Genomic DNA, 21,733 nt, shown 5'->3' on the forward strand with positions numbered 1-21,733 from the left:
GTGCCTCCCCCGTACCCCCATCACCGGTCCCCGCCGCCGATGATCCCGCCGGAGACCCTGCCACAGGCGAGCGTCGCCCGCGCGGACTCCGGACAACTTGTATGCCCCGCACGCCCCCGGTGACACACTTCCCGCCCTCTGGGCGGCCCGGTCAGTCCAGGCCCAGTTCGTCGACGCGGCGGGCGAGTTCGGCCGCGGCCGGGGTGTCGGGGGCGAGGACGTCCACCACGGACACCAGCTCGCGAAAGGCCCGGTGCGCCTCGCAGGTGCGCAGCAGGGCCAGGGCCTCCGCGCGGCTCGCCGACTGCCGGCCGACCGCGGTGCCGACGGCTGGCAGCTCGTCGAGGAGCTGCTGCCAGCGGGTGGGGGAGGACAGGCCGGGGACCTCCAGCAACAGGTCCGCGAGGCCGCCGAGTTGCTGGATGGTGAGCTTGCGGCGGCGCCGGGCGGGCGCGCCGTGCGCCGCCTCCGCGGCGGGGAGCCGCCCGATCAGTTCGAAGGCGAAGGCGGCCGCGTGCCGGGACGCGACCGGCTGCCAGTGCTCGTCGTGCGCCTCGCCCTTGTCGCCCAGCAGGTCGGAGATGCCCCGGATGACCAGCGCGTCGAGCTGCTGGTTGACGTACGCGCCCGCGAGGAAGCCGAAGCCCTCCATGTCCACCGCGATCGCGTCCCCGGCGACGGCCGCCAGCCGGAGGCCGACGTCGGAGCGCTCGTGCCCCACGACCCGGCCGCCCGCCGCGATCGGTTTGACGTGGGCGCGCGGGAGCGGCGTGGTGGCGCCGCCGGGTAAGATCTGCCGCTGCCAGTCACCGGACGCCGCGACGTTACGGGCCAGCTGCACCAGTCCGTAGGCGGGCTGATGGGTCTTCTGCCGGGGAAGGAACCCGCACTCGGTGTCCTTGCCGGTCTCGTAGTCGTACACGGCGTCGGCGGCCACCACATCGCCGAGCGCGACATCCTTGACGCCACCCGCCACCCCGACGAACAGCACGGCCCGCGGCGCGAAGAGCGCCGCCGCCCGCTCGACCAGCGCCGCCGCGCCCGGGTTTCCGGGCCCCGTCATGTGGATCGCCACCTGCCGGCCGCCGGGCCGGGCCCCCGAGCGGAAGACGCCCGTCTCGAACAGGGAGCCGCGTTCCGCCCGGACGGGGCGCGGGTCGTCCAGATGCGCCCGTACGGCCCGGTACTCGATCTCCAGCGCGGTCAGGACGACGACGTCCGCCCGCCCCGCGCCCCCGGTGTCGCCAGCCCCCACGGTTCCCCCCTCGAAACGACATGAACACGACCGTGCCGAAAACCCTACTGGCCTACGAAAGGGTCGTGACGAGACGATCGAGGAAGCGCGGGAAGTCGGCGTCGGCGGCCACCTGGATGGTCGGAACTCGGCCAGTTGATCCGCGACACCACCTGGCAGGTGGAGGATCACGCCCGCCGCACCCTCGGCACGCCGGACCACCACGCGCTGCGGTTCGTGCTCCTCACCGGCTGCGGGGACTCGTTCTTCGCGGCCCGCGCGGCCCAGTTCGCGTGGGCACGGCTGACCGGCGTACCGTGCTTCGCCGACGACGCCCTCACTGCCGCGCGGCACCGGCTTCCCGGCCTCTCCGGCGGCCGGAGGTTCGAGCCCATGGTCGTGGCCGTCTCCCACTCGGGCGAGGTGGCCCGCGTCGTCGAGGCGGCCCGGACCGCCCGCGCCCAGGGGCAGTTCGTGGTCGCGGTCACCGCGGGCGACGGCAGCAGGCTCGGTGCGGACGCCGACCGGGTGCTGCCGGTCGCCGCGCCGCCGTTTGCGGCGGCGCCGGGCGTCCGGTCGTACGCCATGAGCCTGCTCGGCCTGTACCACCTCGCCATCCGCAGCGGCGAGGTACGCGGCCGCTACACGATGGACGAGGCGGGCCTCTTCCGCAAGGAACTCGCCGCGCTCGCGGACAGGTGGAGGAGACCGTCGGCCTGGCCGCGCCCGTGGTCGCCCGCCTCGCCGAGGAGTGGGCCGACCACGAGCAGATCCAGTACCTCGGCTCCGGGCCGTCCCGGGGATCCGCCGGCTACGGCGCGGCGAAGGTCCTCGAGGCGGCGGGGATTGCCGCCCGGGACCAGGACGTCGAGGAGTTCGTCCACCTGGAGTACTTCACCGCCGACACCTCGGTCCCCGTCGTTCTCACCGCCCCGGGTGGCGGCGCGGAGTGGTCGAGGGCCGAGGAGCTGGTTCCCCTGCTGCGGAGCCTCGGCCGTCCCGCCGCCACCGTCTCCGACCGGCCGCTGACCGGCGTCCACGTCCCGTACTCGACGGGCGTGCGCGAGCTGTGGCAACCGCTGGTGCACATCGTTCCGCTCGCCCTGCTCGCCGACGAACTGATGCGGCTGCGCGGCGAGCGGCCCGGCCGCGGCGGCCGGGCCAACTGGGCGGACTCGGCCGACGGTTCCACCACCCGCTCGAGCCGGATCACCATCCCTTCCGCCCACATCTGAAAGGGGCCCTGCCATGGTCGCGACGTTCCAGCTCCGCACCGACGGCAACCGCGCCGTCGACATCACCGACGAGATCGCGGGCGCGGTGGCCGACAGCGGAATCAGCGAGGGGATCGCGGTGGTGGCGCTTCCGCGCACGACCGCGAGCCTGGGAATCATCTCCTTCCCCGATCCGCTCGGCCTGATCGACGTGATGGACGAGGTCAACCGGCTGATCCCCACCCGGATCGACTTCAAGCACCAGCACGACACACCGCAGGACGCGGCCGGTCACATCAAATCCACCCTGTTCGGGACGTCGCTGTCGCTCATCGTCACCGATGGCGCGCTACTCCTCGGCCACTCGCAGAAGGTGTACTTCATGGAGCACGACGGCCCCCGCAACCGGCAGTTCCACGTGCAGATCGTGGGACGGTAGCGATGCCCGGACAGCCGCCCGACGACCTGTCGCACCTCGACCCGCTCCGCCGCGAGATCCTCGAGGACTACCGCCACGCGGCACATGTGCCGCTGCGCGGGCTCTACACCGACGGGGTGCCCGCGCTCACCCGCGTCGATCCGGCCGAGGTCGGCGAGTACGTCATCCTCACCGTCCGTGATCCGCTGTGCGGCTACGACCAGGACCCGGCCGAGCAGATCGCGGCGAAGCTCGACGCCCCACGGCCCGTCGGCCGGTCCGGCATGTTCAGCACCTTCAGCGGTGGCTACGGCGGCGCGTCCGTCAGCGTGGTCTCCGGCGGGTTCCGGGTCGCCCGAGGCGGAACTCGTCCTGCACGAACTCCTGGAGAACACCGGGGTGACCACCTATCTGCGGGTGGGAGGATCGGGCGGCATGCACCCCGGGATCCGCCCCGGCGACCTCGTGATCGCCTCCGGCGTCGTACGCGACGAGGGCATGACGGCCGCGTACGTGCCACCGTCCTGGCCGGCCGCCGCCGATCCGCTCGTCGTGCTCGCCCTCGCCCGATCCGCCCCCGAGCTGAACTCCCCGCGCCATCCTTCCGGCACCGCCGACCTCGGCAACGCGGTGTTCGTGGGCTCGGGCGACTCGCTGGCTGCCGCGCTCCTCGCGGAACGCTTCGGCCACCGGGCCCGCTCCGCCGGCGACATCGCCTGGACCGGCGAGATCGCCTGGACCGGCGAGATCCCGTCCCGGTGCGACACCGTGGTCGGCGTCTCCCAGTCCGGTGGCACCGCGGCGACCGTCCTCGCGCTCCGGGCGGCCCGCGCGGCGGGCCGTCACACCATCGCCCTCACCACCGACGGCACATCCCCCCTGGCACGCGAGGCCCACCGGACAGTCACCGTCCCGCTGCCACCGGTCCGGGAAACCATCCCGGCCGGCGGATACATCACCCTCGCGGCCGGAGTGCTCCACCTGTGCGCCCGCGATACGGAGGGCTCCGGCCACCAGGTGGGCACACTGCTGACCTCCTTCGCCCGGGCCTACGAGCGCGAGCCGCTGCCCTGGCCCGACGCGGCCCCGTCCGCCCTCTCGGTCCTGACCCTGCCAGACCTCCGCAGCGCCGGTGACTTCTGGATGCTCAAGCTCATCGAGGCCACCGGCGTCGCCACCCGCGCCGTGGCACTCGAGGAGAGCGGCCACGTCGACTACTTCATCGGCCCCGAGCCGCACTGCGCCATCCATCTCGTCGGCGCCACCGGACGCGAACGCCATGACCGGCTGGCGAGCGCGCTGCGCGACAACGGCCACCACGTCATCACTCTCGACACCCGGCGGTTCTTCACCGGTGCCGCTCCTGCCGCTCACAGCGTCGAGGTCGCCCTGGGCGCGGCGGGCGTGGCGGTCTCGCACGACCTCGCGCAGCACTGGGGGCGCGTGCCGTTCCGCGGCGGCGCCGTCCCGATGGACGCCCGGCACATCAAGGTCGATGAGCCCGGGGCGTGAAGGACACCTTCTAGGGCTGGTCCGCGCCCAGGGCGCGCAGCTTGCGGTACAGGGTTGCGCGGCCGATGCCCAGGGACTCGGCGGCGCGTGCCTTGTTGCCGCCGTGGCGGCGCAGTGCCTCCAGGATCGCCGTGCGCTCGGCCCGTTCCATCCCGCTGAGCCGCCGCGCGGCCGGCGGCACCCGCAGGCCCGGCGGCAGTTCCGCGCGCCGCACCGGGCCGGTGGCCCGGCGGTGCTCGGCCACCTCCCGTACCACCTGGGACAGTTCGGCGACATTGCCCGGCCAGCTGTGCTGTTCCAGGGCCCGGCACGCGTCCACGCTCCAGGACAGCGGCGGGCGGCCGGGGGAGGGACGCCCGGCGAGCCCCGGCAGCAGCGCGGGGATGTCCTCGACGCGCTCGCGCAGCGGCGGCACGGCGACGGAACGGGCCGTGAGCAGGTCCAGCAGGCGCCGCAGACACGGGCCGACCTGGGTGCCCGGGGTGTGCGTCGCCGTCAGCGGCACCTCGGGCCGCCGCGCCAGCAGCGAGAGCAGCGCGGCGACATCGGGCTGGTCCAGCCGCTCGGCGTGGAGCAGGAGCAGCGGCGGCGTGCCGTCCCCCTCCGCCACGTCGTGACACCAGCGCGGTACGTCACCGGGCGCGCCCTCGGCGGCGTCGACCACCAGGGGTGCGGTGGCGCCGCGCCAGGCGAACAGGGCGCGGGCGAGCGAGGACTTGCCGACGCCCGCCTCGCCGGTCAGCAGCAGCGGCTCCGCGGTCCGGGCCAGCCCGGTCGCCCGCGCGACGGCCACCCGCCACGGGCCCGACGTACCGGCCAGCCCCGGCAGCCGCTCCCGGCCGCCGCCCTGCCCCGCCGTACGTGTCGCACGCGCCGGACCCGCCGGGCCGGCCGCCGGGGCCGGGTGGGCCACCGCCACCGCGCCGATGACCTCACCCTCGTGCTCGCCCTCCCGCACGACCGGCGTCATACGGACGACGAGCCCGGCCCCGTCCGGCACCGTGAACTCCTGCGGCTGCCGCCCGTCCGCCGCCCCCGCGTCCCGCAGCAGCGCCGTGGCCCGGCGCTCCAGCCGGGTCAGCGTCTCGTCCGACAGCAGCCGCGCCGCCCCGGAGCTGACGATGCGGCTGCTGCCGTCGAGCGCCACCACCGCGCGCCCCTCCGGCGCCTCCCGCAGATACGCGTCCAGCAGCAGCCGCTGCGGGGGCCGCGCCCGGCCCAGCAGCTCCGACTCGACCGCGAACGCGATGGCCTCGGCAAGCGCCGCGCCCGGATGGGGCGCGCGGTTCTCGCGTACCGGGGCCAGCGCCGTGACGGTCCCGGCCGGGCGGCGTGCCCCCGGCTCGTACACCGGGACGCCGACCGCCGACAGCCCCTGCCACAGGTCCAGGACGTGTTCCGGGCCGTGCACCTCCGCCCGGCGCCCGAGGCGCAGCGCGAGCACCGCGCTGTTGTGCCCCACCGCCCGCTCGGACAGATCGCAGCCCACCGCCGGTGCGGGACCGCCGCCCGACCACAGCACCCGGCAGCGGGAGTCGGCGAGCATCAGCGCCGTGTCGCCGCCGGCCAAGGTGGGCAGGATGCGCCTCAGCACCGGGCGCGCGGCGGCCAGCAGCGGGGAGTTCGCGGGTACGGGGGCGGGTGGCGGCGTCAGATCCCGTCGTACGCCGAGGAAACGGGCCCGCCGCCACGCCTCGGCCAGTTCGTCGGGGATGTCCTCGCCCGGCGGCCGCCCGCCGAGGAACCGCTCACGGGCCCGCCTGAGCGGGGCGAGAGCGGGGGCGGCCGGGGTGTCGTCGATGCTCGTCACAGGGACCTCACCGTATACCGGCCGGATGTCTCGTATTGAGACACCTCCGCCGCCCCCTCCTGAATCAAGATCATCAATGCTGGCCGGGATCGGCGAAGGACCGGCCGACCGGCCGCCAGGAGAGGAGATTGACGCAGTGGACACCGTCGAGACCGACGTACTGGTCGTCGGCAGCGGCCCGGCCGGAGCCGCGACGGCGCTTGCCCTGAGCACCTACGGCGTGCCCAACATCATGGTCACCCGGTACGGACGCCTCGCGGACACGCCCCGCGCGCACATCACCAACCAGCGCACCATGGAGGTACTGCGCGACCTCGGCGTCGAGGAGCGGGTGCGGGCCGAGGCCACCCCGCAGCACCTCATGGGGAACACCGTCTTCTGCACCAGCCTCGCGGGCGAGGAGCTGGGGCGGCTGCGCTCCTGGGGCAACGACCCGCGCGTCCAGGCCGAGCACGAGTTGGCGAGCCCCAGCGCCATGTGCGACATGCCGCAGCACCTCATGGAACCCGTCCTGGTGGACGCCGCCGTCGCCCGGGGCACCGCACTGCGCTTCGACACCGAATACCTCGCCCATGAGCAGGACGCCGAGGGCGTGACCGCGACCGTACGGGACCGGCTGCGCGGCGACACCTACCGCATCCGGGCCCGCTATCTGGTCGGCGCGGACGGCGGGCGCAGCCGCGTCGCCGAGAACGCCGGGCTGCCCACCGTCGGGCGGATGGGCGTCGCGGGCAGCCTCAACATCGTCTTCGAGGCGGATCTGACCGCCCTCACCGCCCACCGCCCCTCCACCCTCTACTGGGTGCTCGCCCCCGGCGCCACCGTCGGCGGCATCGGCGCCGGGCTGGTGCGCTGCGTACGCCCCTGGACCGAGTGGATGGTGGTGTGGGGGTACGACCTGGAGGCCGGCCCGCCGGACCTCACCGAGGAGTTCGCGCTGTCCGTGGTGCGGCAGTTGCTCGGCGATGACGAGATCCCGGTCCGTATCACCTCCACCTCGGCCTGGACCGTCAACCACCTGCACGCCGAGACCTACGCCGACCGGCGCGTGCTGTGCGCGGGCGACGCGGTCCACCGCCATCCGCCGTCCAACGGCCTCGGCTCCAACACCTCCATCCAGGACGCGTACAACCTCGCCTGGAAACTCCGCCACGTCCTCGACGGCACCGCCGCGCCCGCCCTGCTGGACAGCTACTCCGCCGAGCGGGCCCCGGTCGGACGGCAGATCGTCGAACGCGCCAACAAGAGCATCGGTGAGACCGCGCCGGTCTTCCAGGCGCTGAACGTGCTGTCCACCGCCGACCCCGGCCAGATGTGGCGCAACGTGGCCGCCCGCAAGGACGCCACTGCCGAGGCCGAGAAGCAGCGGCAGCGGCTGCGCGAGGCCATCGCCGCCAAGGTGTACGAGTTCAACGCGCACGGCGTGGAGATGAACCAGCGGTACACGTCGGCCGCCGTCGTCCCCGACGGCACCCCCGACCCCGGTTTCGTCCGCGATCCGGAGCTGTACCACCAGCCCTCCACCCGGCCCGGCGCCAAGCTGCCGCACGCCTGGGTCACCCGCGGCCGCGACCGCCTCTCGACCCTCGACCTCGGTGGCCACGGCCGGTTCACCCTCTTCACCGGCATCGGCGGGGACTGCTGGCGGCAGGCGGCCGAGGCCGCGCGCCGCGAACTGGGCATCGAGATCGCCACCGTCGTCATCGGGCCCGGCCAGGAGTACGAGGACCGTACGGCGACTGGGCGGGACTGCGCGAAACCGGGGACGGTGGCGCGCTGCTGGCCCGCCCCGACAACTACATCGGCTTCCGCCACGCCACGGCCTCACCGGACGCCGCGGACTTGCTGACCGGCGCGCTGAGGCAGATCCTCGGACGTGCGCGTCCGGCGCCGCCCGAGGAGGCCGGCTGACGGTACGCGGCACACCAGGCGTACGAAGCGAAGGGGAGAAGGGGAGAGGCATGGCCACCGACTTCACCGAGGACACCGCCACCGAAGCCGTCACCGACAGCTTCGCCGCCACTCCCGACCAACGGCTGCACACTCTCCTCACCTCTCTGACCCGCCATCTGCACAACTTCGTGCGCGAGACCGAGCCCACCCCGGAGGAGTGGGAGGCGGCGATCGGCTTCCTCACCGAGACCGGTCACCACTGCACCGACACCCGGCAGGAGTTCATCCTGCTCAGCGATGTGCTCGGCATCTCCATGCTGGTCGAGACGATCAACGGGCGAGGGACGGAAGGAGCCACCGAACCGACCGTTCTCGGCCCCTTTCACCTGACCGGTTCGCCACGCCGCGAACTCGGCGACACCATCGACCTCGTGGGCACCGGCGAGCCCTGCGTCGTCAGCGGCCGGGTGACCGACACCGACGGCACCCCGCTGCCCGGTGCCGTCCTCGACATCTGGCAGGCCAACGACCAGGGCTTCTACGATGTGCAGCAGCCCGATGTGCAGCCGGAGGGCAACGGGCGCGGGCTGTTCACCGCGGACGCCGAGGGCCGCTTCTGGTTCCGCACCTGCGTGCCGAGCCCGTACCCCATTCCCACCGACGGACCGGTCGGCGCCCTGTTGCGCGCCACCGGGCGGCATCCGTACCGGCCCGCACACATCCATGTCATCGCCGAGGCAGCCGGTCATGCCTCCCTGACCACCCATGTTTTCGTGGCGGGCAGCCCCTATGTGGACTCCGACGCGGTGTTCGCCGTCAAACGGAGTCTGGTGAAGGACTTCACCCTGGTCGATGATCCCGGCCTCGCCACCCGCTACGGTGTCAGCACCCCCTTTCGTCGCGCCGACTTCGACCTCGTGTTGTCGCGTGCCGCCCCCTGAGCGGCGCGTACGTGGCCGAGGCCATTGGCCGATACAACCACCCCCGATGGGTGACGTCCCCCAGCGCCCTCCATCATGGGGACACCCCGTTACCGAGAGAAACCAGAGAGATGACTGCAACACCCCTCGCTCTGCTCCGGCGCATGCGAACCAAGCGCCCGAACCGTGGTTCGGGTCTCCGCCTCCCCATGCCCATCGGCGCCGGTGCCTTCAGCTGCGAGGTCCTGGACCCCGTCGGTCAGCCGCTGAGCGGCGTCGAGGTCACCATCACCGCGACCCGCGGCGCGGGCAAGCAGGCGATCAAGGCCAGCACCGACCCCCACGGGCTGTTCGTCGCCACCCTGGAGCCGGGTGAGTACTCCGTACTGATCACCAGCAGTGGCCTGACCCCCCATCGCCTCACCACCGAGGTCAGGCCGGGCGAATGCGCCGACCTCCAGCGCATCCAGATGCAGCCCTCGCAGCAGCTCGAACTCCCCCCGCCCGGCACCTGGCTGTTCGACCCCCCGCACACGGCCATCCGCTTCATCGCCCGCCACGTCGGCATGGCCAATGTGCACGGCCGCTTCACCCGCTTCCGGGGTGGCATCCACGTGGCCGAGCGCATGGAGGACTCCCGCGTCGAGGTCCTCATCGACGCCTCCAGCATCTCCACCGGCAACAACACCCGGGACAACCACCTGCGCTCGGCCGACTTCCTCGACGTCGAGAACTTCCCCGACATCCACTTCGCCAGCAGCCGCTTCACCTGGCGCAGCGGCGCGAAGTGGAGCATCCAGGGCCCCCTGACGATGCACGGTGTCAGCCGCTCCGTGACGCTCGACACCACGTACCTCGGCGCGGTGAACGGCGGCTACGACCAGGAACTCCGCTGCGCGGCCCACGCCACCGCCGAACTCCACCGCGAGGACTACACGCTGAACTGGCGCAACATGCTCGCCCGTGGCATCGCGGTCGTCGGCCCGACGGTCAAGCTGGAGCTCGACATCCAGGCGATGTACCGCAACCACGAGACCCCGACCCCGCCGGAGTAGCCGCCGCTCGCAGCTTACGACCCCAACGGGGCGCTCCGGTGTGGCGCGCCCCGTTTGCCGTATCACCGGTAGAAGACGGCAACCCCGCCGTGATGCGAGCAGGCGCCCTGATGGTGCGCGGCGTACGAAAGGGTCCCGTCCTCGCACCGCGCCGTGGCCCCACCACCGGCCGCGCCCGTACCCCCTGACGTCCCGGAGCCCGAATCCCCGGACCCGGTCCCCGACCCCGACCCGTAACCGGAACCGGAACCGGACGACGAGGTGTCGGCGGGCGCTTCGGCGCTCCTCGTCACCTTCGGCTTCGGCGTGGCCCTGGGTTTGGCCGTGACGGTTCTGGTGACCGTGACGGTCGGCGTCGGCTCGGCCTTGTGCTTGATCTGGGCGGGTTTCGCGGTGACCGTCACCGTCACGGTGGGCGCGGGTGCGACCCGGCCCGCCGTCTTGGCGTCGGCACCGTCCGCCCCGCCTATGCCGAACCCGACGAACAGCAGCGCGGCCGCGGCCGGTATGGCGACGCGCTTGCGCGCCCATCTGGGGCGAAGGGGCGCCGGTGGGGTGGGTGATGGTGATGGCCGGTTATTCCAGGACATGGTCCCCCCTTGAGCGATACGTGAGGAGTTGACCTTAGTCGCAGTGGTTGAAAAGTGAAGATGCTGTGAGTGATGTGAGGTCAAGTCGTCATCAACATGTGGCCCAGTCGTCGTGGCGCGACGCCGAGGCCCCTCTTGCATGTTCTATGCCGTACACCTTAAGTTACCGACGGGTAGCCCGTGGGTTCGGAAAGGTGGTGGGCGGGTGAGTCCGCGCAGGAGTGACAGTCGTGACCGGATGATCGTCAGTGCCGCTGCCCTGCTGCGTGAACACGGCGCGAGCGCCACCAGCATCGACCGGGTGCTCGCCCACAGCGGAGCCCCTCGCGGCTCGGTGTACTACCACTTTCCGGGCGGCCGGGCGCAGCTCATCGACGAGGCGGTGGCGCTGGCGGGGGACTTCGTCGCGGGTCTCATCGACGCCGCCACGCAGGCCGATGATCCGGTGCGTGCCGTCGACGCGTTCTTCGCGCTGTGGCGCGACCGGCTCGTGGAGAGCGGTTTCCGGGCCGGCTGCCCGATCGTGGCGGTGGCCGTGGAAACCAACGACGACGCACCTCAGCTGGCCCGCTCCGCCGCCGCCGTCTTCGCCCGCTGGCAGGAGGCCCTTGCGGCCCTGTTCGTCCGGCACGGCCTGACCGAGGAGCGCGGCCGGAGGCTCGGCGCCTTCATCGTCGCCGCGGTCGAAGGCGCGGTGATCATGTGCCGGGCCGAGCAGAGCACCGCCCCGATCGAGGCAGCCGCCGCCGAGATCCACGACCTGCTCGTCCAGTCCCTGCGGCAGAACGCCCGGTCCGAACCCGGGACCCGGCCATGACCCCCAGCAGTTCACCGAAGGAGCCGCCGTGCCCTCGCTCGACCGTCAGGACAACGTCTTCGTCCTCGACCTCGGAGACGGGGAGAACCGCTTCCACCCCGACGACGAGGTGGAGAAGGCGCAAGGCCCCCGCGCCCTGGTCACCGCCGCCACGGGCAAGTTCTACTCCAACGGGCTCGACCTGGACTGGCTGTTCGCCCACGCCGACCAGCACCAGAACTACGTCGTCTCCGTCCACGAGTTGTTCGCGCGGGTCCTGTCGCTGCCGGTCATCACCGTGGCCGCGCTCCAGGGCCACACCTTCGCCGCCGGCGCGATGTTCTCCCTTGCCCACGACTTCCGTGTCACGCGTGCCGACCGCGGGTACTGGCGGCTCCGACACCGCGGCCACCGCCATCGAGATCGCCCAGGCGCAGATCGGCAAGGCCGGCGACACCCTCGGCACCATCAAGGCCCGCATGTACGCCCCGGTCCTGGCCACCTTGCGCGACACGGCCAACCCGCTCGGCTGATCCCCACCCGCCCTACCCGCCCCACTCGCACCACCCAAGGAGAACGCCCGTGACCACCACCGACCTCAGCGCCATGACCGGCCTGGAGCTGATGCGCTGGGTGCAGACCGAACGTCCCGCCGATATCCCTTCCATCGGCCGCCTGCTCGGCATGCGCTTCGACGAGGTCGGTCCCGGCCGCATCGTCATATCCCTCGACACCCGCCCCGACTTCGCCAACCCCCTCGGCACCGTCCATGGCGGCATCGCCGCCACCCTCCTCGACTCCGCCATGGGCTGCGCCGTCCACACCACCCTCCCCGCGGGTGCCGGCTACACCACCCTGGAACTCAAGGTCAACTACATCCGCGCCGCCCGCACCGACGGACAGACGCTCATCGCCGAAGGCACCGTCATCCACGCCGGCCGCCGTACCGCCACCGCCGAAGGCAAGGTGCTGGACGACCACGGCAAACTGATCGCCCACGCCACCACAACCTGCATGATCCTCCGGGAGGATGTCGGCAGGGCATAGATTGGGCGCATCGGCGAACGACGAAGGTGGTATCAGCGATGAGCCTGTACGACATTCCCCTGCGCACCCTGTCCGGCGAGCCCACCACTCTCGGCGCGCATCAGGGTGCCGCGGTGCTGGTGGTCAACGTGGCGTCCAAGTGCGGGCTGACGCCGCAGTACGAGGGGCTGGAGCGGTTGCAGCAGCGGTACGCCGGGCGCGGGTTCACCGTGCTGGGGGTTCCCTGCAACCAGTTCGCGGGGCAGGAGCCGGGGACGGCGGAGGAGATCGAGACGTTCTGCTCGACCACGTACGGTGTCTCCTTCCCGCTGCTGGAGAAGACCGACGTCAACGGCGAGCAGCGGCATCCGCTCTACGCCGAGCTGACCCGGACCGCGGACGCGGCGGGGGAGGCCGGGGATGTGCAGTGGAACTTCGAGAAGTTCCTGGTCTCGCCGCAGGGCCAGGTGGTCGGGCGTTTCCGGCCGCGGACCGAGCCGGAGGCGGCGGAGGTCGTGGGCGCGATCGAGGCCCAACTGCCCCGCTGAGCGGCAGGGTTCACCGACCGGCGTCGTCTCCGGCGATCGTGCGTGGTTCGGCGGCGGTCGGTGACTCACTCCCCGGGGCGGCGGGGGCCCGGAACCCGGTGGCGAAGCCCGTTCCCACCAGCAGCGCGGCCGCCGCGAGGAGCTGTACGCGGTAGCCGAGGGTGGCGACCATGGCCGTGCCCAGGAGGAGCGCGAGCCCGGTGGGCGCGAAGATGAGGGTGTTGGCGGAGGCCGCGACCCGGCCGAGCAGCTCGCCCGGGGTGTCCGTCTGGACGGACGTCATCGCGCTGATGAGCGGCCAGGGCAGCCCGAGTCCCATCGCCAGGCTGCCGCCCAGGACCACCGGAAGCCAGGGAGTGACCCAGGCGAGCGAGCCCAGTGCGCAGACGGTGAGCCCGATCGCCGAAACGCGGTGTGCGGGCAGGCGGCGCAGCAGCGCGCCCGCTGTCAGCCCGCTGATGACCGATCCGATTCCCTGAACCAGCGCGATGATGCCCGCCAGGGCCGCCGGCCGGTGCAGCCCGGTGTCGAGCAGCGCGTAGGTGGCCGTACTCCTCAGACTCGACGCCGTCATGGCGCAACCGCCGACGAGCACCAGCGACCGCAGCGCGGGGCGCCGCCACAGGCAGGAGAGCCCATCTGCCGTTTCGGCCCACCAGTCCCGCGCCGCCCGCTTCGTCGGCGCGGGCTCGTGCACGCGGATCAGAGAGAACGCGAGTGCGGCCAGAAGGAAGCTGACCGCGTCCAACGCGGCCACCGTGGGACCACCCACCACGGTGAACAGGGCCGCGCCCGCCACGGGGCCGAGCAGCTTCGTGCTCTCGATCGCCGTACGGACCAGCCCGTTGAAGTCGCCGCGCAGCTCGCCGGGGATGGCAGAGGCCACCAGCGCGTTTTCGGCCGCGTTCGTGAGCACGGCGCCCACGCCCACCAGGGCCAGCACAGTGAAGAGCAGCCAGACGTCGTCCTGGGAACGCACCGCGAGCGGCGCCGTCATGATGGCGGCCAGCGCGAGGCTGGTGGGCGATCAGAAGCGGACGCCGCCGCACCCGGTCGGCCAGCGTGCCGAGGGACGGCCCCAGCAGGGCAGGCGCCCAGACGCACACCGTCACCAGGGCCGCGAGGCTGCTGGAACCGGTGAGCTCCTTGACCCAGACCCCGGCGGCCAGTGACATGGCCGAATCCCCGACCCCGGAGACGAGCACGCCCGTCAGATAGCAGCGGGCATTGCGTTCCCGTAACACCGCGACCAGGCCCCAGGCCATGCACGTTTCCCTTCGTGGGAGATTCCGGGGAGGAGACGAGCTCAAGCGTGCCAGCGCTGTGTGTACCCTTCCCGCAGCGGTCCCCCGAGAACGTCGAGCACGTGTGCCGCGGCCGCCACCAGTGGGGTGGGGTCCGCGAGTTCGGCCACGGCCTGATGGCCTTGCAGCAGGTCCTTGCCCCGCACCGGGTCCGCGCTCAGCAGCCTGCGGGGTAGCCACTTGCCGACGCCCGTCCAGCCGCCGTGGTGGGCGATGAGGAGGTGTGCCGCCTCGCGGAGGGTGAAGTCGGCGAGGGAGAGCTGTTCGTACCGGTCGGCCGGTGGGGTGTCCGTCAGGTCGTCCATGAAGCAGGTGAGGACGTAGCGTCCGCGCTCCCACTCCGCCGGAGTCAGCGGCGGAGGGCCGGACGCCAACACCGCTCGCGCCTGTTCGCGCAGGCGGGACACATGACCGTGGGGTCGGCCAGGAGCAGGCCCTGGTCGGGCCCTGGGCGGCCGAACCTCCGAGTACGGCGCCCAGGGCGTGCGGGAAGCGGTCCCTGATCAGATCCAGAGCTTGGGTTACCGGAGTGATGCGACCGTCCATGGGTGCATCGTCTCAGCCCTCACCGCGGCGATGTCGGGACTCACCTCAGCGCTCGGCCGCGAAGGCCACCAGCCACGCCACAGGGGCGTTCCAGTTGATCGCCACCTCGTTGGTGGAGTACGAGCCGATGTCGTCGATGTAGCACTTCGCGGGCGAGCACCCCGCCAACTTCTCCTGCGCCACCGGATCCTGCAGGGCCGCGTTCGGGCCGCCCGCGACGGAGCCTGCGGGCGGGTTCGGCAGGGACGGGTCGTACTGGTGGGCCCAGAAGCGGTGGTGCTGGTTGAGTGAGGCGTGGTCGCCGTAGCCGGTGATGTAGGACTGGCCGAGGGCGTTGCGGCCGAGGAGGTAGTCCAGGGCCTCCAGCGCTCCGGTGCGGTAGCGGGGGCGCTGGGTGAGTTCGTAGGCGATGGCGATGACGCTCGCGTTGTTGGCCACCTGGCCGTTGGAGCCCCAGACGTATCCGTCGGCGGGCAGGGGGACGGCGTATCCCTGGCGGGCCATGGTGGCCAGGTAGGCGTCGGCGGCGGACACCACCGAGGCGCGGACGCGGGTGAGGTCGGTGGCGGGCAGGTTGTTCGGGACGGTGGCCAGGGTGATGCGGCCGAGGGCGGCGGTGTCGGGCCAGGCGAAGCCCGGCGTGAAGACGTCGTCCGCGGTGTGGAAGGGCGAGGAGGTCACCGCGTCCCGGTATTGGCTCTCCTTGGTGGTGGCGTACAGCTCGGCGGCCGCCCAGTAGAACTCGTCGCCGACCCGGGTGTCCCCGTACGCGCCGCCGCCCGTGCTGTCGGAGTCCGGTGCGAGCAGGTCGGGGTGGGCCCGGGCGGCGGTCCAGGCGCGGCGGGCGGAGGTGAGGCAGCGGGCGGCGAAGGCCGGGTCGTAGGGGGCGTAGACCCGTGCGCACTGTGCCGCCGTGGCCGCCAGGTTGAGGGTGGCGGCGGTGGACGGCGGGTGGAGTTCGCGCGGCTGGGAGTCCTGTTCGGGACGGGTCGGCAGACCGGTCCAGGCAGCGTCATGGATCTTGTGGAAGGCCATGCCCGCGAGCGGTTTCCCGTCCGGGATCTGCATCCGCATCAGGAACTCCAGCTCCCAGCGCGCCTCGTCGAGGACGTCGGGCACCTTGTTGCCCCGCTCGGGCACGCGCAGGGTGGAGTCGCCGAGCGCGGCGGCGTGCCCGGCCCGCTTGGCGCGCTCGAAGGAGTTCACCAGCTGCCAGGTGGCGATGCCCCCGTTGACCACGTATTTGCCCTGGTCACCGGCGTCGTACCAGCCGCCGCGGACATCTCGCGCGTAGTCGCACACGCCGGGTTGGCACGGCACGCTGGTGTCACCCGTGTTGGGCGCGACACCGAGGTGGCCGGCCGGGCGCGCGTACGCCGCACCGGCGAGCCGCGCCTCGATGGGTGTGCCGGAGCGCTGCTGGTAGAAGAACGACATCGCGTCGGCTCGCAACCCGTCGTACAGGCCCGCGCGGATGTCGAACGGATGGCTGGTCCGGCCGTCCACGGTGAGGGTGTAGCCGGTGCCCGTTTGCCGGTACGAGGAGAAGTCCACCAGCTGGGTGGAGTCGCCGGAGGCGGCGTCGGCGCCGCCCGGGGTGGTGGTGCCGGAGGCGGCCGTCCCGCCGGAGGCGTCGCGCAGCTGCCAGGGGAGTGCGGTGGTGCTCGCGCTGACGACGGTGGCGCGTTTGGGGCCGTCCGGCAGGTAGCCGAGCTGGTTGACGTGGACGGCCGAGGGCGCGGCCACGGCCGCCTGGGTGGTGGGCGCGGTGAGGAGTAACAGCGCTCCGGCCACGAGGGCGGCGGCGGTGCGCGGTACATAGGACGTGGGCATGGTGGGAGGCCCTTCTTGTCTGGGGAGTATCGGGCTAGGAGCGGTAGACCGTGGCTTCTGTGGACGTCGAGCCGATACCGTTCGCCCCCTTGAAGATCCGTTGACCCCAGCCGGTCAGCGCCGCGGCGTTGAACCCGGTGGCCATGTCGAGGTATTCGACACCGCCGCTGTTGCCGCTCCAGGACCAGCCGAGGTAGCCGACGCCAAGGGCCTGGGCGTTCGCCATGATGGCGTCCTCGTCGGGGTTGCCGTCGGAGTGGTTGTGACCGAACTCGCCTACGACCAAGGGATTCGGTTGCGCTTGCACTGCGCGACGACGTTGGTCACATCGGCGGTGTCGTTCTTGGTCCAGCGGTCCCCGGTGGACAGCACCACCCGGACGGTGTTGGCGCCCAGCGCCTTGATGTCGGAGAGCGCCTGGGTGGTCCGGGTGGCGTACCAGGTGTGGGCGTGGTTGACGCCGCGCATCACGAAGGGGCTGCCGTTGCCCTCGACGAGCTTGCCGCCCGCGACGTGTAATCCGGCCGCGGCCGGTATCTCCGCAGCGGCGGCGCGGGCCGGTGGCGCGAGGGAGGGCAGGGACAGCAGCAGGGCGGCTATGGCGGCGAACGCGACGGCCATGATGCGGGGAGCGGCGCCGGTGGGGGCGGTCGTACGCATGGGCGACTCCTGGTGGGGGAGCGACATGGCAACGATGTCCGGACTGCGAACAACTTGGGAGCGCTCCCAAGTTATGTAGTGAGGCGGACGCGGTGCGTCAAGGGGGGAGGGGCTGAACGGGCGTATGGGTCCGCGGTGGCGTCCGTCCGTCCTGTCACATCGGCCGCGGCCCATACGTCAGTGTTCTGATGACACAGGACGAGAGAGGGGCGAGAGGGCCGATGGGCGGAAACGCGTTCCTGGCGGAGACCTTCGAGGCACACCGCGGACACCTGCGGGCGGTGGCCTATCGCATGCTCGGCTCGCTCAGCGAGGCCGACGACGCCGTCCAGGAGGCCTGGATACGGCTCAGCCGTTCCGACACCGCCGAGGTGACGAACCTGGGCGGATGGCTGACCACGGTCGTCGGCCGCGTGTGCCTCGACATGCTGCGCTCGCGCACCGCGCGGCGGGAAGAACCCCTCGGGGAACATGTGCCGGACCCGGTCCTCAGCGGTGCGGGCGGCGTCGACCCGGAGGACCGGGCGCTGCTCGCCGACTCGGTCGGCCTCGCCCTGCTGGTCGTCCTCGACGCCCTGGCTCCCGCCGAGCGGCTGGCCTTCGTCCTGCACGATCTGTTCGGCGTGCCGTTCGACGAGATCGCGCCCATCGTCGGCCGCACCCCGGCCGCGGCCCGTCAGCTCGCCAGCCGGGCCCGCCGCCGGGTCCGGGGCGCGGCGCCCATTCCCGACCCGGACCTGGCCCGGCAGCGGGCGGTGGTCGACGCCTTCCTCGCCGCCGCGCGCGAGGGGGACTTCGACGGGCTCATCGCCCTGCTCGACCCGGAGGTCGTGCTGCGCACCGACTTCGGTGCCGCCGCCCCCGTCGCGTTCCGCACGGTGCGCGGGGCGGAGGGCGTGGCCAACCAGGCGCTCACCTTCGCCCGCTCCGGGGGCGAGGACTCCGTCCCCCGGCCCGTGCTGGTCAACGGGGCCGTCGGGGTGGTCGGGACCCGCGGGGGCAGGCCGGCCTCGGTGCTGGGCTTCACGGTCACGGACGGGAAGATCGCCGCGATCGACATCCTCGCCGATCCGGACCGGCTGGCCCGGATCGACCTGACGGCGCTGGATTGACGGCGCTGGACCGAGAGCGCCGGGGTGCCCTCGTCCGGCGCCGTTATCGCCCCAGGATCCGCTCGACGTCGGCCATCTGCCCGGCGGTGAGCGGGCCCTTGGCGATCGCGCCCGCGTTCTCCTCGGCTTGGGCGACCGTGCGGAAGCCGGGGATGGGGATCGTCCGCGGGGCGCGGGCCCAGATCCAGGCGAGGGCGCCCTGCGCGAGGGTGCGGCCGCCGCTGGTGAGGAGGGACCGCAGGGCGTCGACCCGCTGGAGCCAGGCCGGGTCGGCCCCGGCGTTCGCGGTGAACCCCGGCAGCCAGGCGGGTGGCGCGTTGCGGATGTCGCCGGCCTCCAGGGCGCGCCCGGCGGCGTGCTTGCCCGTGAGCAGCCCCATGGCGAGCGGGCTCCGGTTGATGCTGGCGAGGTCCGACTCCGCGCAGAGGGCGAGGAGTTCGGGCGCGTCCTGGAGGATGTTCAGGCGGTGCTGGACGGCCGCGCAGTGCGGGCCCTCGGCGAAGACGGCGGCCCGGGCGGGGTCGCCGGTGCTCCAGGCGTACGCGCGGATGAGCCCCTCGCGCACGAACTCCTCGCAGGTCTCGCGGAGCCGCGCGGCCCGCTCCGGGTCGGCGTCGGAGATGTGGAGCTGGTACAGGTCGATGTGGTCGGTGTCCAGGCGCCGCAGGGAGGCGGTCAGGGCGCGGCGTGCGTGCTCCGGGGAGTCGTCCTGCCCCTCGCGGGTCCGGGTCCGCTCGTCGAAGACGTTGCCCCACTTCGTGGCGACGAGGACATCGGCGCGGCGCTTGCCGAGGGCGCGGCCGAGCAGCCGTTCGCTGTGGCCGGTGCCGTACGCGTCGGCGGTGTCGAAGAAGGTGACGCCGAGGTCGAGCGCACGCCGGATCCCCCGTACGGACTCGTCGTCGTCGACCTTGCCCCAGCCCAGCGGCTGCCCGTCGGGGGACTGCCACTCACCGCCGATGGCCCAGCAGCCGAAGCCGAGGGCGCTCACCTCGATGCCACTGCGGCCCAGCGTTCTGTTGTGCGCCATGGTCTCCATGTCCGTGGAGCGTAGGAGTTGGAGCGCACACGGAGGCAAGACCGGCTCGGCAAGGAGATCAGCCGTGCAGGGCGAGCGTGTGGCGGGCCGTGGCCGCCATCGCCTCGTCCACCATCCGCCCCTCGAACCGCACGGCCCCGGCCCCCCGCGCCTGGGCCTCCTCCACCGCCGCGATCAGCCGCGCGCAGCGGGCCAGCTCGTCGGGCCCGGGGGAGAACACCTCGTTGACGACCGGCACATGGGAGGGGTGGATGACCGCCAGCCCCTCGTATCCCAGGGCGCGGTTCTGCTCGGCGAAGCGGCGCAGTCCGTCGAGGTCCGCGATGTCGGTCCACAGCCCGGCCACCGGGTGGGGGCGGTCCGCGGCGCGGGCGTCGAGCAGCACCCGGGCGCGCAGTTCGCGTGTCTCGTCGCCGTCCGGGCTCCAGCGGTAGCCCACGGCGCGTTCGACGTCCCCGCCGGGGCCGGTGAGCGCGCCCAGGTGGGCGATGCGGGCGGCGGCGCGGCCGATGGCGTAGGCCTCGCGCAGTCCGCGCGCCGTCTCCAGCAGGGGTACGAGCGCGAAGTGGCCCTCGGGCAGCCCGTGGTGGCGCTCGCACCACGCCAGCATCCGGTCGGCGGCCGTCACATCGTCGGCGTGGGCGACCTTGGGCAGCACGATCCCGTAGAGGCCGGGGCGGGCCACGGCGCGCAGCTCGTCGGCGGCCTGCCAGCCCGCCGCGTGGTCGAGCGAGTTGACGCGGACGAACAGCCGCATGCGCGATGTTGCCTGGTCGATGGCGTGGGTCACGGCGTCCAGAGCCGCCGCTTTGCCGTCGTCGGGGACCGCGTCCTCCAGGTCGAGGATCACGGCGTCGGCGCCCGCCGCCTCGGCCTTGGGCAGCCAGTCGGTTCTGCTGCCGGGGACGAAGAGCAGGGAGCGCAGAGGGACCCGGGCCGGTGCGCACGGTTCAGATGACACCTTCGTCCTCCAGTTTCGTCAGCCGCCCCGCGTCGATGCCGAGCCATTCCCCGTAGACCAGGGCGTTGTCCTCGCCGAGCGCCGGGCCGGTGCGCCACACCGCGCCGGGAGCCTGGCGGAAGTGCGGGATGACCGCCTGCATCCGGACCGGGCCGAGGTCGGGGTCGTCGACCGTGATGATGTCCTCACGCTCGGCGTAGACGGGGTCGGCCGCGATGTCGGCGGCGGTGAAGACGCGGGAGGCCACCACCTCGGCGCGTTCGAACTGTTCCAGGCATTCGGCCGAGGTGCGCCCGGCGACCCATTCGCGCAGTGCCACATCCAGCCGGTCGCGGCCCGCGTGCTGCTGCTCGACGGTGGCGAATTCGGCGTCGGGCAGACCGAGCAGACGCACCACGTTGCGCACCGAACGGGTGGTGGCGGAGGTGACGGTGAGCCAGTCGCCGTCGGCACTGCGGTAGGTGTTGATGACCGCGGCGGGCGCGACCGCGAGCTGGTTGCCCGCCCGCTCGGGGGCCGTGCCGAGCTGGTCGTACGCGATGATCTGCCACTCGACCAGGCGGTAGAGGGGTTCGAAGAGGGCCAGGTCGATCCACTCGCCGTCGAAGTCCGGGTCGCTGTCGCGGCGGTGCAGCGCGGCCAGCACCGCGAACGCGCCCATCAGGCCGGTGACGGCGTCGCCGTGCGAGAAGCCGGTGTGCACGGGCGGGCCGTCGGGGAAGCCGGTGAGATGGACGACGCCGCTGCGGGCCTCGCCCATCTTGCCGAAGCCGGGGGCGTCCGCGCGGGAGGAGGTGGCGCCGAAGCCGGAGATCTGGAGCAGGATGGCCCGGGGGTTGAGCGCGTGGACGGCCTCCCAGTCAAGACCCCAGGCGCGCAGCCGCCCGGCGCGCAGCGTCACGATCACCACATCGGCCCAGGCGACCAGTTCCCGGGCCACCTCCCGGCCCGTCTCGTGGTGCAGATCGAGCGTCACCGAGCGCTTGTTGCGGCCCGCGACCTTGAACCAGAGCGGGACGCCGTCGCGGCGGGGCCCCATGGCCCGGGCGGCGTCCCCGTCACCGGGCGGCTCGACGTGTACGACGTCGGCGCCCTGGTCGGCGAGCATGCCCCCGGCGAGCGGGCCCGCCACGACGTGGGCGAACTCCACCACCTTGAGCCCCGCGAGCTGTCCCTGCCGTGTGCTGGTGTGGTCCTCCATGCGGATCAGGCTGCGGGCTGGGGGATATGAGGGTCCAGCATTGAAGGGACATCAATTCATG

The 21,733-nt window shown here is 72.7% G+C and carries 21 protein-coding genes and 3 pseudogenes; 13 read left to right on the forward strand and 11 right to left on the reverse strand.

The genetic code is table 11. The features are described 5' to 3' along the window. Positions 1 to 151: 151 nt before the first annotated feature. Positions 152 to 1,255 carry a hypothetical protein gene (locus tag ACH4SI_RS18405; RefSeq protein ID WP_398296794.1) on the reverse strand — a complete coding sequence of 368 codons (1,104 nt, stop codon included), beginning with the start codon at positions 1,253 to 1,255 and terminating at the stop codon, positions 152 to 154. A 216-nt stretch (positions 1,256 to 1,471) separates the two neighbouring features. Between ACH4SI_RS18405 and ACH4SI_RS18410 the strand changes: the two are divergent. From ACH4SI_RS18410 to ACH4SI_RS18425, 4 genes and pseudogenes are all read left to right on the forward strand, one after another. After that, a pseudogene (locus tag ACH4SI_RS18410) lies at positions 1,472 to 1,774 on the forward strand (SIS domain-containing protein); the annotation flags it as partial. Positions 1,775 to 1,932: 158 nt separating this feature from the next. Continuing rightward, positions 1,933 to 2,469 carry a hypothetical protein gene (locus tag ACH4SI_RS18415; RefSeq protein WP_398297136.1) on the forward strand — a complete coding sequence of 179 codons (537 nt, stop codon included), beginning with the start codon at positions 1,933 to 1,935 and terminating at the stop codon, positions 2,467 to 2,469. 13 nt (positions 2,470 to 2,482) lie between these two features. After that, the gene (locus ACH4SI_RS18420; RefSeq protein ID WP_398296795.1) at positions 2,483 to 2,887 is read left to right on the forward strand and encodes a secondary thiamine-phosphate synthase enzyme YjbQ; all 405 of its coding nucleotides are present in this window, start codon (positions 2,483 to 2,485) and stop codon (positions 2,885 to 2,887) included. A 282-nt stretch (positions 2,888 to 3,169) separates the two neighbouring features. After that, complete coding sequence (locus ACH4SI_RS18425; RefSeq protein ID WP_398296796.1) at positions 3,170 to 4,378, forward strand: SIS domain-containing protein; 1,209 nt, start codon at positions 3,170 to 3,172, stop codon at positions 4,376 to 4,378. Between the two features lie 10 nt (positions 4,379 to 4,388). Here ACH4SI_RS18425 and ACH4SI_RS18430 read toward each other — a convergent pair whose 3' ends face one another. Next, positions 4,389 to 6,188 carry a sigma-54-dependent Fis family transcriptional regulator gene (locus tag ACH4SI_RS18430; RefSeq protein WP_398296797.1) on the reverse strand — a complete coding sequence of 600 codons (1,800 nt, stop codon included), beginning with the start codon at positions 6,186 to 6,188 and terminating at the stop codon, positions 4,389 to 4,391. A 76-nt stretch (positions 6,189 to 6,264) separates the two neighbouring features. On the opposite strand from ACH4SI_RS18430, the pseudogene ACH4SI_RS18435 reads away from it, so the two are divergent. From ACH4SI_RS18435 to ACH4SI_RS18450, 4 genes and pseudogenes are all read left to right on the forward strand, one after another. Beyond that, positions 6,265 to 7,743: pseudogene (locus ACH4SI_RS18435) on the forward strand (FAD-dependent monooxygenase); the annotation flags it as partial. Positions 7,744 to 7,829: 86 nt separating this feature from the next. After that, the gene (locus ACH4SI_RS18440) at positions 7,830 to 8,099 is read left to right on the forward strand and encodes a hypothetical protein (RefSeq protein WP_398297124.1); all 270 of its coding nucleotides are present in this window, start codon (positions 7,830 to 7,832) and stop codon (positions 8,097 to 8,099) included. 50 nt (positions 8,100 to 8,149) lie between these two features. Next, complete coding sequence (locus ACH4SI_RS18445) at positions 8,150 to 9,022, forward strand: dioxygenase (RefSeq protein WP_398296798.1); 873 nt, start codon at positions 8,150 to 8,152, stop codon at positions 9,020 to 9,022. A gap of 110 nt (positions 9,023 to 9,132) precedes the next feature. Then, positions 9,133 to 10,056 (forward strand): YceI family protein, encoded by a 924-nt coding sequence (locus tag ACH4SI_RS18450; RefSeq protein ID WP_398296799.1) that lies wholly within the window; start codon positions 9,133 to 9,135, stop codon positions 10,054 to 10,056. 62 nt (positions 10,057 to 10,118) lie between these two features. On the opposite strand, the gene ACH4SI_RS18455 is transcribed toward ACH4SI_RS18450, so the two are convergent. Then, positions 10,119 to 10,646 (reverse strand): DUF3761 domain-containing protein, encoded by a 528-nt coding sequence (locus ACH4SI_RS18455; RefSeq protein ID WP_398296800.1) that lies wholly within the window; start codon positions 10,644 to 10,646, stop codon positions 10,119 to 10,121. Between the two features lie 238 nt (positions 10,647 to 10,884). On the opposite strand from ACH4SI_RS18455, the gene ACH4SI_RS18460 reads away from it, so the two are divergent. From ACH4SI_RS18460 to ACH4SI_RS18475, 4 genes and pseudogenes are all read left to right on the forward strand, one after another. Continuing rightward, a complete protein-coding gene (locus ACH4SI_RS18460) occupies positions 10,885 to 11,463 on the forward strand; it encodes a TetR/AcrR family transcriptional regulator (RefSeq protein ID WP_398296801.1) in 579 nt (192 codons plus the stop codon). A gap of 28 nt (positions 11,464 to 11,491) precedes the next feature. After that, a pseudogene (locus ACH4SI_RS18465) lies at positions 11,492 to 11,975 on the forward strand (enoyl-CoA hydratase-related protein). 49 nt (positions 11,976 to 12,024) lie between these two features. Next, positions 12,025 to 12,489, forward strand: a complete 465-nt coding sequence (locus ACH4SI_RS18470) for a PaaI family thioesterase (RefSeq protein ID WP_398296802.1) — start codon at positions 12,025 to 12,027, stop codon at positions 12,487 to 12,489. 38 nt (positions 12,490 to 12,527) lie between these two features. After that, the gene (locus tag ACH4SI_RS18475) at positions 12,528 to 13,016 is read left to right on the forward strand and encodes a glutathione peroxidase (protein ID WP_398296803.1); all 489 of its coding nucleotides are present in this window, start codon (positions 12,528 to 12,530) and stop codon (positions 13,014 to 13,016) included. 10 nt (positions 13,017 to 13,026) lie between these two features. Here the strand turns inward: ACH4SI_RS18475 and ACH4SI_RS18480 are convergent, their stop codons facing one another. From ACH4SI_RS18480 to ACH4SI_RS18500, 5 genes are all read right to left on the reverse strand, one after another. Further along, positions 13,027 to 14,013, reverse strand: coding sequence for an MFS transporter (locus tag ACH4SI_RS18480; RefSeq protein WP_398296804.1), 987 nt, complete (start codon positions 14,011 to 14,013; stop codon positions 13,027 to 13,029). Between the two features lie 309 nt (positions 14,014 to 14,322). Further along, the gene (locus tag ACH4SI_RS18485) at positions 14,323 to 14,727 is read right to left on the reverse strand and encodes a nucleotidyltransferase (RefSeq protein ID WP_398296805.1); all 405 of its coding nucleotides are present in this window, start codon (positions 14,725 to 14,727) and stop codon (positions 14,323 to 14,325) included. 184 nt (positions 14,728 to 14,911) lie between these two features. After that, a complete protein-coding gene (locus ACH4SI_RS18490) occupies positions 14,912 to 16,699 on the reverse strand; it encodes a glycoside hydrolase family 9 protein (RefSeq protein ID WP_398296806.1) in 1,788 nt (595 codons plus the stop codon). A gap of 34 nt (positions 16,700 to 16,733) precedes the next feature. Then, positions 16,734 to 16,985, reverse strand: coding sequence for a hypothetical protein (locus tag ACH4SI_RS18495; RefSeq protein ID WP_398296807.1), 252 nt, complete (start codon positions 16,983 to 16,985; stop codon positions 16,734 to 16,736). Then, positions 16,976 to 17,359 carry a hypothetical protein gene (locus tag ACH4SI_RS18500; RefSeq protein WP_398296808.1) on the reverse strand — a complete coding sequence of 128 codons (384 nt, stop codon included), beginning with the start codon at positions 17,357 to 17,359 and terminating at the stop codon, positions 16,976 to 16,978. The genes ACH4SI_RS18495 and ACH4SI_RS18500 overlap by 10 nt, the downstream gene beginning before the upstream one ends. Before the next feature lie 221 nt (positions 17,360 to 17,580). Here ACH4SI_RS18500 and sigJ point away from each other — a divergent pair, with 221 nt between their 5' ends. Further along, positions 17,581 to 18,471 carry an RNA polymerase sigma factor SigJ gene (sigJ, locus tag ACH4SI_RS18505; protein WP_398296809.1) on the forward strand — a complete coding sequence of 297 codons (891 nt, stop codon included), beginning with the start codon at positions 17,581 to 17,583 and terminating at the stop codon, positions 18,469 to 18,471. A 43-nt stretch (positions 18,472 to 18,514) separates the two neighbouring features. Here sigJ and ACH4SI_RS18510 read toward each other — a convergent pair whose 3' ends face one another. From ACH4SI_RS18510 to ACH4SI_RS18520, 3 genes are read right to left on the reverse strand one after another with little or no spacing between them, the layout of a single operon-like run. Further along, positions 18,515 to 19,510 (reverse strand): aldo/keto reductase, encoded by a 996-nt coding sequence (locus ACH4SI_RS18510; RefSeq protein ID WP_398296810.1) that lies wholly within the window; start codon positions 19,508 to 19,510, stop codon positions 18,515 to 18,517. A gap of 58 nt (positions 19,511 to 19,568) precedes the next feature. Further along, complete coding sequence (locus ACH4SI_RS18515; RefSeq protein ID WP_398296811.1) at positions 19,569 to 20,471, reverse strand: HpcH/HpaI aldolase/citrate lyase family protein; 903 nt, start codon at positions 20,469 to 20,471, stop codon at positions 19,569 to 19,571. Further along, positions 20,461 to 21,672, reverse strand: a complete 1,212-nt coding sequence (locus ACH4SI_RS18520) for a CaiB/BaiF CoA transferase family protein (RefSeq protein WP_398296812.1) — start codon at positions 21,670 to 21,672, stop codon at positions 20,461 to 20,463. Before ACH4SI_RS18520 ends, ACH4SI_RS18515 begins: the two co-directional genes overlap by 11 nt. Between the last annotated feature and the right edge of the window lie 61 nt (positions 21,673 to 21,733).

The sequence above is a fragment of the Streptomyces sp. NPDC021212 genome, assembly GCF_044332925.1.
GTDB lineage: Bacteria > Actinomycetota > Actinomycetes > Streptomycetales > Streptomycetaceae > Streptomyces.

Excerpts from the sequence above, each read along its gene's own strand:
- ACH4SI_RS18450 (WP_398296799.1), top strand. The coding sequence starts at position 9,133 with ATGACTGCAACACCCCTCGCTCTGCTCCGGCGCATGCGAACCAAGCGC.
- ACH4SI_RS18520 (WP_398296812.1), bottom strand. The coding sequence starts at position 21,672 with ATGGAGGACCACACCAGCACACGGCAGGGACAGCTCGCGGGGCTCAAG.
- ACH4SI_RS18455 (WP_398296800.1), bottom strand. The coding sequence starts at position 10,646 with ATGTCCTGGAATAACCGGCCATCACCATCACCCACCCCACCGGCGCCC.
- ACH4SI_RS18480 (WP_398296804.1), bottom strand. The coding sequence starts at position 14,013 with ATGACGGCGCCGCTCGCGGTGCGTTCCCAGGACGACGTCTGGCTGCTC.
- sigJ (WP_398296809.1), top strand. The coding sequence starts at position 17,581 with ATGGGCGGAAACGCGTTCCTGGCGGAGACCTTCGAGGCACACCGCGGA.
- ACH4SI_RS18475 (WP_398296803.1), top strand. The coding sequence starts at position 12,528 with ATGAGCCTGTACGACATTCCCCTGCGCACCCTGTCCGGCGAGCCCACC.
- ACH4SI_RS18500 (WP_398296808.1), bottom strand. The coding sequence starts at position 17,359 with ATGCGTACGACCGCCCCCACCGGCGCCGCTCCCCGCATCATGGCCGTC.
- ACH4SI_RS18490 (WP_398296806.1), bottom strand. The coding sequence starts at position 16,699 with ATGCCCACGTCCTATGTACCGCGCACCGCCGCCGCCCTCGTGGCCGGA.
- ACH4SI_RS18445 (WP_398296798.1), top strand. The coding sequence starts at position 8,150 with ATGGCCACCGACTTCACCGAGGACACCGCCACCGAAGCCGTCACCGAC.
- ACH4SI_RS18420 (WP_398296795.1), top strand. The coding sequence starts at position 2,483 with ATGGTCGCGACGTTCCAGCTCCGCACCGACGGCAACCGCGCCGTCGAC.
- ACH4SI_RS18460 (WP_398296801.1), top strand. The coding sequence starts at position 10,885 with ATGATCGTCAGTGCCGCTGCCCTGCTGCGTGAACACGGCGCGAGCGCC.
- ACH4SI_RS18510 (WP_398296810.1), bottom strand. The coding sequence starts at position 19,510 with ATGGAGACCATGGCGCACAACAGAACGCTGGGCCGCAGTGGCATCGAG.